This is a genomic window from Thiothrix subterranea (genome assembly GCF_016772315.1).
Classification (GTDB): Bacteria; Pseudomonadota; Gammaproteobacteria; order Thiotrichales; family Thiotrichaceae; genus Thiothrix; species Thiothrix subterranea.
Genome location: NZ_CP053482.1, coordinates 3412554 through 3425824, shown reverse-complemented (window position 1 = coordinate 3425824; position 13271 = coordinate 3412554). Strand labels below are relative to the sequence as shown.

At 50.5% G+C, this 13271-nt stretch carries 14 protein-coding genes; 5 read left to right on the top strand and 9 right to left on the bottom strand.

Going from position 1 to position 13271, the window contains the following annotated elements:
* Positions 1-41: 41 nt before the first annotated feature.
* The 3 genes from thrC to alaC are packed head-to-tail and all read right to left on the bottom strand — an operon-like array spanning position 42 to position 3983.
* Positions 42-1472 (bottom strand): threonine synthase, encoded by a 1431-nt coding sequence (thrC, locus tag HMY34_RS16935; protein WP_202716609.1) that lies wholly within the window; start codon positions 1470-1472, stop codon positions 42-44.
* A 4-nt stretch (positions 1473-1476) separates the two neighbouring features.
* Positions 1477-2787, bottom strand: a complete 1311-nt coding sequence (locus tag HMY34_RS16930) for a homoserine dehydrogenase (RefSeq protein WP_202716608.1) — start codon at positions 2785-2787, stop codon at positions 1477-1479.
* Positions 2788-2789: 2 nt separating this feature from the next.
* Positions 2790-3983: an alanine transaminase gene (gene alaC / locus HMY34_RS16925; protein WP_202716607.1), complete on the bottom strand. Its 1194-nt coding sequence runs from the start codon at positions 3981-3983 to the stop codon at positions 2790-2792.
* An 88-nt stretch (positions 3984-4071) separates the two neighbouring features.
* Here alaC and HMY34_RS16920 point away from each other — a divergent pair, with 88 nt between their 5' ends.
* Positions 4072-4443, top strand: a complete 372-nt coding sequence (locus tag HMY34_RS16920) for an Mth938-like domain-containing protein (RefSeq protein WP_202716606.1) — start codon at positions 4072-4074, stop codon at positions 4441-4443.
* 4 nt (positions 4444-4447) lie between these two features.
* Here the strand turns inward: HMY34_RS16920 and rpoS are convergent, their stop codons facing one another.
* From rpoS to HMY34_RS16895, 5 genes are all read right to left on the bottom strand, one after another.
* Positions 4448-5461 (bottom strand): RNA polymerase sigma factor RpoS, encoded by a 1014-nt coding sequence (gene rpoS, locus HMY34_RS16915; protein ID WP_202716605.1) that lies wholly within the window; start codon positions 5459-5461, stop codon positions 4448-4450.
* A gap of 325 nt (positions 5462-5786) precedes the next feature.
* A complete protein-coding gene (locus HMY34_RS16910; protein WP_202716604.1) occupies positions 5787-6266 on the bottom strand; it encodes a DUF3106 domain-containing protein in 480 nt (159 codons plus the stop codon).
* The gene (locus HMY34_RS16905; protein WP_202716603.1) at positions 6247-6483 is read right to left on the bottom strand and encodes a hypothetical protein; all 237 of its coding nucleotides are present in this window, start codon (positions 6481-6483) and stop codon (positions 6247-6249) included. Before HMY34_RS16905 ends, HMY34_RS16910 begins: the two co-directional genes overlap by 20 nt.
* Before the next feature lie 31 nt (positions 6484-6514).
* Positions 6515-6931 carry a hypothetical protein gene (locus HMY34_RS16900; protein ID WP_202716602.1) on the bottom strand — a complete coding sequence of 139 codons (417 nt, stop codon included), beginning with the start codon at positions 6929-6931 and terminating at the stop codon, positions 6515-6517.
* On the bottom strand, positions 6928-7527 hold the full coding sequence (locus HMY34_RS16895) for an RNA polymerase sigma factor (RefSeq protein ID WP_228287898.1): 600 nt from the start codon (positions 7525-7527) through the stop codon (positions 6928-6930). Before HMY34_RS16895 ends, HMY34_RS16900 begins: the two co-directional genes overlap by 4 nt.
* Before the next feature lie 161 nt (positions 7528-7688).
* On the opposite strand from HMY34_RS16895, the gene ypfJ reads away from it, so the two are divergent.
* The gene (ypfJ, locus tag HMY34_RS16890; protein WP_202716601.1) at positions 7689-8558 is read left to right on the top strand and encodes a KPN_02809 family neutral zinc metallopeptidase; all 870 of its coding nucleotides are present in this window, start codon (positions 7689-7691) and stop codon (positions 8556-8558) included.
* Here the strand turns inward: ypfJ and HMY34_RS16885 are convergent.
* Positions 8555-9733: a pyridoxal phosphate-dependent aminotransferase gene (locus HMY34_RS16885; protein WP_202716600.1), complete on the bottom strand. Its 1179-nt coding sequence runs from the start codon at positions 9731-9733 to the stop codon at positions 8555-8557. The genes ypfJ and HMY34_RS16885 overlap by 4 nt on opposite strands.
* Before the next feature lie 35 nt (positions 9734-9768).
* Here HMY34_RS16885 and HMY34_RS16880 point away from each other — a divergent pair, with 35 nt between their 5' ends.
* The 3 genes from HMY34_RS16880 to HMY34_RS16870 all read left to right on the top strand — a co-directional run bounded on the left by HMY34_RS16880 (position 9769) and on the right by HMY34_RS16870 (position 13271).
* On the top strand, positions 9769-10569 hold the full coding sequence (locus HMY34_RS16880) for a peptidoglycan DD-metalloendopeptidase family protein (protein WP_202716599.1): 801 nt from the start codon (positions 9769-9771) through the stop codon (positions 10567-10569).
* A gap of 632 nt (positions 10570-11201) precedes the next feature.
* Complete coding sequence (locus HMY34_RS16875; protein ID WP_202716598.1) at positions 11202-12068, top strand: 5-bromo-4-chloroindolyl phosphate hydrolysis family protein; 867 nt, start codon at positions 11202-11204, stop codon at positions 12066-12068.
* A gap of 30 nt (positions 12069-12098) precedes the next feature.
* Positions 12099-13271: a toxic anion resistance protein gene (locus tag HMY34_RS16870; protein WP_202716597.1), complete on the top strand. Its 1173-nt coding sequence runs from the start codon at positions 12099-12101 to the stop codon at positions 13269-13271.

Here is a 13271-nt window from a genome sequence, read left to right as displayed (position 1 = left end):
AAGAGGGCGTATGCAATACGCCCCTACGGGTGATTTCTGTCTCACGCGGTTTTCGCCACAATGAACTGCTTGATGGCTGCGGCATCCGCGTCCATCACTTCAAAACGCTGCGGCAGGCTTTCCAGATCGCTCATACTCGCCGGACGCACGGGATCACGCCCCAAGGCTTCGCGAATGGAATCTTCAAATTTCGCAGGCAACGCTGTTTCCAGCACCAACATTGGCACACCCGCTTCACGCTGTTCCAACGCCACTTTCAAACCATCAGCGGTATGCGTGTCAATCATGACGCCATACGTTTCAAACGTCTGGCGAATGGTTTGCATCCGGTGCGTATGCGAACTTGCCCCTGACTGGAAGCCGAATGTTGGCACTTGTGCAAACACACCATCCGCATTCAAATCAAATGCGCCGCCGTTATCCACTTCATTCCACAAACCGCGTACTTTGTCGCCATCACGCCCAACCAAATCGAACACGAAACGCTCAAAATTCGACGCTTTGGAAATATCCATCGACGGGCTACTGGTGTGGTAGGTGTTCGCCGCACCACGCGGACGGTACACGCCTGTGCGGAAAAACTCATCCAACACATCGTTTTCGTTGGTTGCCACGAGCAAATGCTTGATCGGCAAACCCATCATCCGCGCAATATGCCCCGCGCACACATTCCCGAAATTACCGGAAGGCACGGCAAAGCTCACTTGCTGATCGTTTGAATCCGTCGCCGCAAAGTAGCCTTTGAAGTAGTACACAATCTGTGCTGCTACTCGCCCCCAGTTGATCGAATTGACCGCACCGATTTTGTTTGCAGCCTTAAACGCATGGTCGTTAGACACCGCTTTCACAATATCCTGACAATCGTCAAACACGCCATTGACCGCGATATTGAAGATATTGTCATCTTGCAAGCTGAACATTTGCGCGGTCTGGAAGCGGCTCATCTTGCCATGCGGCGACAGCATGAACACGTTAACCCCGTGTTTGCCGCGCATGGCATATTCCGCTGACGAACCGGTATCGCCCGACGTCGCCCCCAGAATATTGATGCCCTGCCCCGCTTTTGCCAGCACGTATTCAAATAAATTGCCGAGCAATTGCATCGCCATGTCTTTAAACGCAATCGTCGGGCCATTTGACAAGCACAGCAGGTGCAAATCCGGTTCGAGCGTGTGCAACGGCGTAATGTCTTCAGCATTTTCGCCGTCACGCACATTGCAATACACCTCAGCGGTGTAAGTTTTGTCAATAATCGTCTTCAAATCAGTCGCCGGAATATCCGTGGCAAAACGCGACAGCACCGCAAACGCCAGTTCGCGGTAATTCATGCCGCGCATTTGCGTCAAATCGTCCGCGCTGAAATGCGGGTAAGTTTCCGGCAAATACAAACCGCCATCAGGCGCAAGCCCGCCCAGCAGGATTTCACTGAAAGATTGCGCAGGCGATTGCCCGCGAGTCGAAATGTATTTCATATTATTAGCCCAAAGTCTCGACACGGATGCGCGTAACGCTGCTGCAAATGGTGTCCAACGCTTCAATCGCCGCCAGTGCCGCGTTCATATTGCCTTCGCGCACGCGCTGGGTCAGCATGATAATGTCGACTTTATCCACACCGCTGGTCGGCTCTTTCTGAATGAAAGCCTCAATGCTGATTTGGCGATCACCGAGAATGCGCGTCACATCCGCCAAAACACCGGGGCGATCCAAGGCACACATGCGCAAATAAAAGGCCGTTTCCACTTCCTCAATCGGCAAAATGGCAGTATCCGCAAGCTGTGACGGTTGGAACGCCAAATGCGGCACGCGGTTTTCCGGGTCAGCCGTCAGCGCACGAGTAACATCCACCAAATCCGCGATCACAGCAGAAGCCGTTGGCTCTGCACCCGCACCTGCGCCGTAATACAAGGTCGCGCCGACCGCATCACCTTTCACCAATACCGCATTCATCACGCCATCGACATTGGCAATCAAGCGCCGCTCAGGAATCAGCGTGGGGTGAACCCGTTGCTCAATGCCCGCCGCAGTACGCCGTGCAATGCCCAAATGCTTGATGCGATAGCCCAGCTCAGTTGCATAAGTCACATCTTCAGCACTGATTTTGGTAATGCCTTCGGTGTACGTTTGCTTAAATTGCAGCGGGATACCAAACGCAATCGACGACAAAATCGTCAGCTTGTGACCGGCATCAATGCCTTCCACATCAAAAGTTGGGTCAGCTTCGGCGTAACCGAGTGCTTGTGCTTCCGCCAACACATCCGCAAACGCACGGCCTTTATCACGCATTTCGGTGAGAATGAAATTGCCCGTACCGTTAATAATACCCGCCAGCCATTCAATGCGGTTAGCCGACAACCCTTCACGGATCGCCTTAATGACCGGAATGCCACCCGCCACCGCTGCTTCAAACGCGACCATCACGCCTTTGGCTTGTGCTGCCGCAAAAATTTCATTGCCATGCAGTGCAATCAATGCTTTATTCGCGGTAACAACATGCTTGCCATTGTTAATCGCCTGCAACACCAAATCCCGTGCCACGGTATAACCACCGATCAGCTCGACCACAATCTGGATGTCAGGGTCATTGACAACATCGAACGCATCCTGCGTTAAGCGCACGTTCCCCAAGCCCAATTCTTCGGCACGACTGAGGTCGAGGTTGGCAGCGTAATCAATCACAATGCCACGCCCAGCGCGACGCGCAATTTCTTCGGCGTTACGCTTCAACACGATGGCAGTACCGCCACCAACAGTCCCCAGCCCTAGCAGGCCAACCTTGACGGGATCCATGCTCACTCCTTTAAACCTTGATCTTTACGAAACATTTGTTTGATATTGCGAATGGCCTGACGGGTACGGTGTTCGTTTTCAATCAGGCTGAAACGCACGTGATCGTCACCGTATTCACCGAAACCAATGCCCGGTGACACCGCGACTTGCGCATCTTTTAACAATTTTTTGGCGAATTCCAACGAACCCATCGCGGCATAATGCTCAGGAATTTTTGCCCACAAGAACATGCTCGCTTTGGGGCGTTCGACTGCCCAGCCCGCTGCATTTAAACCATCACACAACACATTGCGACGGCTTTCATACATCGCGCTGATTTCTTTGACACAATCTTGCGGGCCATCCAGTGCTGCAATCGCCGCAATCTGAATCGGCGCAAACATGCCGTAATCCAAATACGATTTAATCCGCTCCAAGGCTTTCACCAGCACGGGATTACCGCACATGAAACCTACCCTCCAGCCGGGCATATTGTAGGTTTTGGACAGCGAATAGAATTCAACCGCAATGTCTTTCGCCCCCGGCACTTGCAGGATCGAAGGCGCTTGGTAGCCATCAAAGCAAATTTCACCGTAAGCAATGTCGTGGATAACCCAGACATCATGCTCTTTGGCAACTTTGATCACGCGTTCAAAGAAATCGAGTTCCACGCACTGCCCTGTCGGGTTGCCGGGGAAGTTGATAATCAGCATCTTGGGCTTAGGCCAAGAGTTTTTGATCGCCGCTTCCAATTCGACAAAGAAATCCTTGCCTTCCACCAGCGGTACGTGGCGAATATCGGCATCGGCAATAATGCTGCCATACGGGTGAATCGGGTAAGCAGGGTTTGGCACAAGTACCGTATCGCCACGGCTCAAGGTTGCCAGCGCCAAATGTGCCAAGCCTTCTTTTGAGCCGATGGTGACAATTGCTTCGGTTTCCGGGTCAATGTCCACGTCAAACTTGCGCTTGTACCAATTACTGATCGCTTTGCGCAGCCGTGGGATGCCCCGCGACATGGAGTAGCGGTGGGTGTCGCCACGTTGCGCTGCTTCTACCAGTTTGTCTACAATGTGTTTAGGCGTCGGCTGATCGGGATTACCCATCCCGAAGTCGATAATGTCTTCGCCCTTGGCGCGTGCTTCCCGTTTAAGCGCATCGGTGATCTTGAAAACGTAAGTGGGAAGCCGGTTTATTCTTTGAAAATCGTCCTGCACGGTTCTGGGTATCCTGATTGCTAATGCCAGTCACATTACAATTCACCATGCAGGCTGTCAATTACAGATAAAGGCTAAGGTAGGCTAAATGAAGTTCAGCGAGGAATTGAATAGCGCTCATTACCGCATTACCGGCTACGGCGATACGTGGGTAGCCGTTAACCAGAACACTTTGAGCAATAGTTTTTTGATCGGTTCGCAAACCTTAATCACTGATTGGCAACCGCAATCCATCCAAGCCTTGCAACCGGCTCATTTAGAACCGTTGTTTGCGATTGGTGCTGAAGTCATCTTGATTGGAACGGGGAAAAATCAGCAATTTCCATCCCCCGAAATATGGAAGGTTCTAGTGCAAAACGGGGTAGGTTTTGAAGTGATGACCACCGCTGCTGCTTGCCGCACTTATAATGTATTGTTGTCGGAGGCAAGGCGTGTAGCAGCAGCATTTTTTTTAACGTAGCAAATTAACCAATACCCAACAGGTTTTCGCCGGATAATCCTTTATTTTCAAGGATACGGCGCAAACGCTTCAACGCATCCATCTGAATCTGCCGGACGCGCTCGCGGGTCAAACCCAGTGCTTCACCGACCTGCTCCAAGGTAGCACGTTCATGACCGTGCAAACCAAAACGCCGCACAATCACTTCTTTTTGCTTGAATTCAAGCTGACTTAACCAGCTATCAACGGACTGCGTAATGTCTTCATCTTCGAGCTTACTGTCGGGTTCATCACTGGTTTCTGCACTCACGAAATCGACTAACGGGCTGTCACTGTCTTTACCAACTGTCACATCCAATGAGGTAATCCGTTCATTGAAATCCAGCAGCTTACGCAAGGTTTCAATGGGTTTATCTAATGCTTCAGCCACTTCTGGCAAAGACGGCTCATACCCCAATTTCTGGGTCATTTCGCGAACCTTGCGCAAATAAACGTTCAGCTCTTTGTTCACATGAATCGGTAAGCGGATGGTGCGCGTTTGGTTCATTAATGCACGTTCGATGTTTTGGCGAATCCACCAAGTGGCATACGTCGAGAAGCGGAAACCACGTTCGGGATCGAATTTCTCAACCGCGTGGATCAAACCCAGATTGCCCTCTTCAATCAAATCAGGCAATGGCAAACCGCGTCCCATGTAACGGCGGGCAATTTTCACCACCAAGCGCAAATTGCAGGTAATCATTTTCTTACGACCGAACTCATCGCCATCACGGGCGAGACGACCATAAAACACTTCTTCTTCGGGAGTTAGCAGCGGCGAAAACTCAATCTCGCGCAGGTACATCTGAGTTGCATCAACATCAGCCATGGATGCCGCAACCGTGACGCTGGCACTCTCAGTCAGGCTTGAAATTTCATCGTCATCGGCAATAATGCCTTCATCCTCAAGATCATCGTCCAAATCTATAACATCGCCAGCTTCTGATGACACAAAAGGAATCACCTCTTTGCTATCAATATGGGTCTGTGGTCGTGACATTCTTGAGACTCCTTTTCTTGCAAGGCGCTATGGCCTTATATATTTTCAGCAAAACACCGTTTACGCCGCTACGTCAGCATAAATCGTTTCAACCCCAATAAGACGAACGCACTTTGAAGATTATTATGTAAGCACATTAGCACAAATCCGTATCAACGAGAAGACCTTAACGCAAACTTAACAAGAGATCCAACATGTTGTTTTTCAAACAAAATACATCATAATAAATAAAATTGATTAAAACTTATCCTTAATGAAACCTGAATATCTAAAAAATAATTTAGTACGTAATGGCAATATCAATTGATTTTTCTGATATTACCCACTACTTCCCATATTGTTGCTGCAAATCTTTCATGTACGCTCTGCGCTCAGCATCCGTCATAACTGCCCACTTTTCACGCAATTGCTTGCGCTCATTTTCTGGCAATTTTTTGACCCACTCGTGCCATTGTTTAATTTTGGCTTTCTGGGCGGGTGACATGGCTTTGTAACGCTTGAGTTGTTTCGCAATCTTTTTTTGTTGAGCAGCCGACAATTGCTGCCAATCACCAAAACGTTGCTTGATTCTGCTACGCTCTATTGCAGGTTTCGCGGCCCAACGCTTCAAATTGCCTTGGGTTTTATCCGACAAGGAAGACCAATCACTTTGAAAAGCCTTCAATACCGACTTTTCGTTATCGCTTAAACTTTCCCACGTTACTGAACCCGCCATCGCGTTTCCACCTGCCAACAGTAGCGCCATCATTGTCAAGAGCGCCATGAAAAAACCGACAAAACGGCGTTTATTGCTGCTGTTGGTCATCTGCTTGCTCCATCGCGTTCTCGGCTAAGAGGTATTCTTGGTCATTACCCGCAAATTCGATGAAAGCTTCCGCTTTTTCCCACTCACTACCGACTTCATCCCACCAAGTGAGCATGGTTGTAATTTCTTCGGCTGTTTCAGCAGCAGCAACCGAACCAACACTTATCAGCAACACCACCAATGTGCTGCACACCCACAGGATTCCTTTCCTTTGCATTGTGTTCTCCTTAACGACTTAGTTAATGCGGTTAGCCGTATTCGGCCTCCAACCACTCATACATGTCCAGATTTTCCAGCAAGTCCATGTCCTCGCTGGCCATCAAGACTTCCATAACATTGACATCCGCATCCGTTTCGGCAGCGGCATCCGTGAAGTGATCACTAGAAGCAGCCGCTAAACTATCAGGGGGTATCGCAGTATCGGGCAATACCCAAAGCGTTGCCGCCAATGTGACAGCCGTTGCAATCGCAAATCCCCGTGAAAACGCTGAAAGGCCGAAACCCTCCGACCAATGGCGTTTCTGTTCGCGTTCTAACGCTTGTAAACGTAAACGTGTCAATGTTGCCTGCGTCTGCCAATCCAACCCCATGACAGCCTGATCCATCCCCTGCTTCACGGCACTGACTAATAGCTGCTCAGTAATTTCGTGTCTCATCTTGGTCATTGATAATCTCCCAGTTTTTCTCGCAAACTGTGGACAGCCCTTGAATAATGTGTTTTGACGCTCCCTTCGGAACATTTCATGATTTGTGCGGTTTCCGCAATGTCATAGCCTTCCCAACCCCTTAACAACAACGCCTGTTGCTGACGCAGGGGCAATTGCCCGATCGCTATTTGCATCAGCACACTCATTTCATCCTGTAGTAATTGACGTTCTGGCTCTAAAAATTGGGTCTGGACAGCCTGTTCTGCTACATCAATATCTTCCTCATCGTCTTTGCTTGAAAAAAACACCCGCCAGCGATTGCGTACTGTCTGCCGCCGGTGCCAATCATTGATTCTGCTGTGCAAAATCGTATGAAATAGCGCACCCCATTCACCGTGCGGATGCCCCGAATACTTTTGCACCAGTTTGAACAAAGCATCCTGCACAATATCCAGCGCCTCTTCTTCGTCTTGAGTCGCCAGACGCGCCACCACAAAGGCACGTCGACTCACCTCTTTGAGGAACTGATCCAAACGTGCCGCATTATTCAAACCGTCGTTTTCGTGCGAATCGCTCTCTAACCGCTCGTTATGCGCGGTTATCAATGCCGCCATTCTCATCATATTCCTTTGAGTGCCCCTCGTTCCCCTGCTAACAGCCGGAGACTCCAGTAGATTAACGCCTTAGTCATTTATAAGTTGACAGATTCCGCTTAATTGGCTTTAGTTCTACGCAACGTGAAATAATTCCCGCAAATATTTTTATGGAGCAAAACATGCGCTGGAAAACAGGACGACAAAGCAGCAACGTGGAAGACCGGCGCGGTGGTCGTAGTAGCGGTGGCGGCGGCGGGATGAAAATTGGGTTGCTCGGCACTATTGCGGCTGTCTTAATTGGCTGGTACATGGGATTTAACCCGATTCAAATACTCGGACTGGTCGGTGGAGCCAATACGATTTTAGGCGGTTTTGGCGGCGGCAGTTCCACCCAAACGGTGGCAACGGGTGTACCACAAGATGATGCGGGCAAGTTTGCATCCACGGTGCTTGCCTCAACTGAAGACGTGTGGAATCCGGTGTTTCGTCAATTGGGCGGGCGCTACGTTGAGCCTAAATTGGTATTATTCACCGACAGCACCGATTCCGTATGCGGCTACTCCACGGCTGCCACTGGGCCGTTTTATTGCCCTGCCGACCAAAAAGTTTACATTGACTTAGGTTTCTTCCGCGAACTGCAAAACTTGGGCGCATCTGGCGATTTTGCGCAAGCTTACGTCTTGGGGCATGAAATCGGGCATCACGTGCAAAACCTAATGGGCACAACCGACGAAGTAACCCGTTTGCAAAACAGCATGAGCAAAACCGACGGCAATGCACTCTCGGTAGCACTCGAACTACAGGCGGATTGTTATGCCGGTGTCTGGGCGCACCACGCCCACAAACAATTCAACATTCTGGAAGAAGGCGATATTGAAGAAGCCATCAATGCGGCTGGCTCTATTGGCGATGACCGCTTGCAACGCATGTCAGGGCGACGCATCAATCCCGATTCCTTCACCCATGGTTCCTCTGTACAACGCATGGAATGGTTTCAACGCGGTCTAAAATCAGGCGATTTAAAATACTGCGATTCTTTCAAAAGTTAACCGTTATCTCCCCGTAATCCCCGTTCCAGACGCTCCACCGCCTGCGCCAACCGTGCCACACGCGTGGTGTAAGCGAAACGCACATGCGTTGTCGCCTGATGGCTACCAAAATCAATCCCCGGCGTGAACACCACGCCGGTTTTATCCAGCAAATTCGCACACAACCGTTGCGCATCATCCCCGAAACGTTCCGAACCCGCATAGATATAAAATGCCCCTTGCGGTTCAGCTCGCACCGAAAAACCCAGCCCTTGCAGGGCTGGCAATAAAAAATCCCGCCGTTGCTGCAATTCCTGCCGCTGCGCCTCCATGATTGCCAACGCTTCCGGGGTAAAGGCTGCCAGTGCCGCGTATTGCGCCGGGGTCGATGCGGCCAGAAAGATGTTTTGCGCCAAACGATCCAGCGTTGATACCGCCCATTCGGGGGCAACCACCCAACCCAACCGCCAGCCGGTCATGCCGAAATATTTGGAAAAGCTATTGATGACCCAAATATTGTCCGCGTCCACCGCCAGCGCCGTGGTATCGGGTACACCGTAAGTCAGCCCTTGATAAATTTCATCGACAATCAATTCCCCACCGCGTTGCCTCACCTCGCGGTAAATGTCCGCCAATTGCGGCACACTGAGCAACGTTCCGGTAGGGTTCGCCGGGCTTGCCAACAGCACCGCACGGGTATTGGCATTCCAATGTGCTTGAATATGCGCACTGTTCAGTTGATAAGCAGTCTCTGCCCCCACCGGAATTGCCACCGGCTTGCCTTCAAATAAACGCACGAAATGACGATTACACGGGTAGCCGGGGTCGGTCATCAACACCTCATTCCCCGGATTCAATAATGCCCCCAACACCAATTGCAACGCGCCGGATGCACCGGGGGTTACGATAATTCGTTGTGGCGCAATCGTCACCCCAAAGCGACTGGCATAGTAAGCGGCAATCGCTTCACGCAAGGCAGGCAAACCGCAGGCAGGCGTGTATTTCGTCTGCCCGGATTGCAATGCCTGTATGCCTGCTGCCACAATAGGTGCAGGGGTTGGAAAGTCGGGTTCACCGACTTCCATGTGAATAATATCCTGACCTGCTGCTTCGCGTTGGCGGGCTTCTGCCAACAAAGCCATGACATGAAAGGGCTGGATTTCCCGCATTCGTTCCGCTGCTATGCTATGCTTCATCGTAGCGTTTTACTCGTTCGATTAGGTTAATAAAAATGAAAAAATGGTTACTGTTGAGCTTAGCATTGTATTCTTGCAACGTACTGGCTATGCCACGCGAAAACCCTGTGCCTGGCGGTATTGCCCACCTCCCCATCGCACCACTGTCCGCACAAGCGCCGCTGGTACAGTACGAAGGCAAGCGGGTAACGGTTGTACCGCTGGATGCATACTGGGTTGCCTTGGTCGGCATTCCTTTGGATACGGCAGGCGATCAAACCGTGCAGTTACAAGGCGGTCAAACACTATCCTTCCCGATACAAGCCAAGGAATACAAAACCCAGCGTCTGACGATTAAGGACAACAACAAAGTTGAGCCAGATGATGAATCCGGCGAACGCATTGTGCGTGAAATGGCGGTACAGGAACAGGCTAAAACCCACTTCACCGCAGGCGAAGCGCAACTGGATTTCATTAAACCCGTACCTGGGCGTGACACAGGGCGCTTTGGTTTAAAACGTTTCATCAATAACCAACCACGCAACCCACACAGCGGGATGGATATTGCCGCCGCGACTGGCACACCGATCAAAGCCACTGCTGCTGGCACTGTCATTCACACCGACGATCTCTTTTTCAGCGGTAATACCGTTTACTTGGATCATGGCGCGGGCGTGATTAGCATGTATGCGCATTTAAGTGAAATTCAGGCGCAAGTAGGTGATACCGTCCAGCAAGGCGACGTGATTGGCAAGGTAGGCAGCACCGGCAGAGCCACAGGGCCACACCTGCATTGGTCGGTGTATTTGAATGGTGAAGCGGTGGATCCGGCGTTGTTTTTACCGAATAAAAAATAAGCCAAGGGTTCAGGTTCGATTCATGGATTCGAGATTAATATAGTCCCAACTTCAGCAGAAATCGCGAACTTGGGGTTTGTGGTAACGATTTCGTCGTCAAAAGTATCTGAAATAAAAAATAAGCTTGTTCCGCCGTTCTGACACTCAATGGCATAAGAGATTCGGGATGACGGCACGCTGAAGTTACTTTCTCAACCCCCACCCTTACAACCGGCCATTTATTGGGGAGCTGGTTGAATGGTGAGGATTGGGCAATGGATGCATGTTCGTAAACAGGGGGTTTACCTGCATTCACTACCGCAGCAATCCGCTACGGCGTTCTTGAGTTATTTTCGCAAAAAGCGAGTCATTCATGGCTCGCTTTTTTTTGCCGTTCTGACACAGACATTAACATTATTATACAGCTTTCGTTCATAAATAAAATCTTTTTGTGCGCTCAATACCGGAATAGAATAGGTTATCCCTCGCCAGACACGCTACACTTAGCAACAGATTATAAAAAGGAGGACAGATGTCATGGCTTATGCCTTACGCAAGACGGTTGGTTTTATTCTTTTAGTGGTCACGGTTGGTGGCGTTAGCGTGCTATCCATCTTCAACTTATTTCCACCGCTGTTCTAATGGGAGACACCATGACCACAACCGTCAAATCGGCTGCCAAACGTTATGAGCCTACCATTCACAATGTCCGTTATGGCATCAAAGGCATTCTGCTTTATTTATTGCCGCTACCTGCCCTGATTACGGCTATCGGTTCACTGATGCGCGGTGACGTCATGGCTACGTTGGTAACGGGTGGGGTATTCGCCGCGTTCATGGTGGGCGCGAGTGTGGCGCGTCACGGTTTCCGGCTGGAAGGCGAATACGAACGGCGCAAAATTGCCCGTGCACCATCGACTCCGTTCAAAACCGTTGCCGCACTTATTATCAGTATTGCCACGGGTATTTTAGACTGGTGGAGTTCGGATTATGCCATGAGCGGCATTTTGCCAGCGGTGTTGATTGGCGCAGTAACCTTCCTTGGGTTTGCCTTGTATTACGGATTAGACCCTCGTAAAGACAAAGCGGGCAATATTTCCATCGGCGTCACGCTCGAAGAAGTCTTAGACGCACTCGATGCCGCCAATGTGAAAATCGACGCGATCGAGCAAGCACGCCGCCAAATTCCCAACCCCGAATTCAATGCCCGCCTGCAACGCATCACCAGCAAAGCCCGCGAAGTGCTCACCAGTATCGAAGATGACCCGACCCGCCTGTCACGCGCCCGCAAATTCCTCAAAGTCTATTTGGACGGCACACAACGTGTGACCGAAGGCTATGCACGCACGCATCAGGGAGAAAAGGCAGTTGCTCTGGAAACCAATTTCAGTCGTGTGCTGGATTCGATAGAACAGACCTTCGCCGAACAACAAGCAAAATTATTGGAAGACAACCATTTTGATCTGGACGTGCAAATTGAAGTCCTCGAAACCCAACTCAAACGCGAAGGCGTTCTCTAATTAAGCGATAAACTCAAGGAGAAGACCCCCATGAATGAAACTCAAACCACAACCACCGTAACCCAAACCGCGCCTGCCATCGTTCCCGGTACCGAACTCACTCCCCTGCCAGAAATGACCACCGAACTGGTCGCTTACGCCCAAGCCGATGATACCAATAAAAGTAAACTCGAAACTATCATCGCTGAAATCGATATGAACGACCGCAGCAGCATTATGTTCTTCGGCACCAAAACCCAAGAACAAATGACGACCATTTCGGAAAAAATGCTCAACGGTGTCAAAAACAAAGACATTGGCTCCGCTGGCAAATCCCTGACCAATATGGTTGTCGCCATCAAAGGTTTCGACATTGATTCCCTCAACCCCAATGACGAACCCAGTTGGTGGGAAAAACTCATTGGCAAAGCCAAACCCGTGGTCGCATTCCTGAATCAGTACGAAGAAGTCCGCAAGCAAATCGACACCATTACCGACGAAATGGAAGGCCACAAAACCCAATTGCTGACGGATGTGGTCACACTCGACAAGCTCTATGAAGCCAACCTCGACTTTTTCCACAATCTCGAAGCCTATATCGCCGCCGGTGAAGAAAAGCTGCGTCGCCTCGAAACCAATGACATTCCTGCGCTGGTTGCCAAAGTCGAAGCCAATACCGCCGACATGATTCTGGCGCAAAACCTACGCGATTTACGCAGTTCGCGTGACGATCTGGAACGCCGCGTACACGATTTACGCCTAACCCGCCAAGTCGCCATGCAAAGCTTGCCCAGCATCCGTTTGGTGCAAGAAAACGACAAAACCTTGATCAATAAGATCAATTCCACGTTGATCAACACCGTGCCGTTGTGGAAAAACCAATTAGCGCAAGCCGTCACCATTTTCCGCATGAGCGATGCCGCTGAAGTCGTCAAAAAAGCTTCCGACCTTACCAATGAATTGCTGGAAAAAAATGCCGAAACCCTGCGCATGGGCAATGCCGAAACCCGCAAACAAATGGAACGCGGCGTGTTCGACATCCAATCGGTGAAAAAAGCCAACCAAAGCCTGATCGACACCATCAACGACTCGCTGCGCATTGCCGACGAAGGCAAGGTCATGCGTGCCAAAGCCGAGGAAGAAATCAAGGTCATGGAAAGCGAATTGCGCCATGCGCTGACTTCCGCCAAAGCCAAGGCAGACAGCCCACGCCAAGGAGTATAA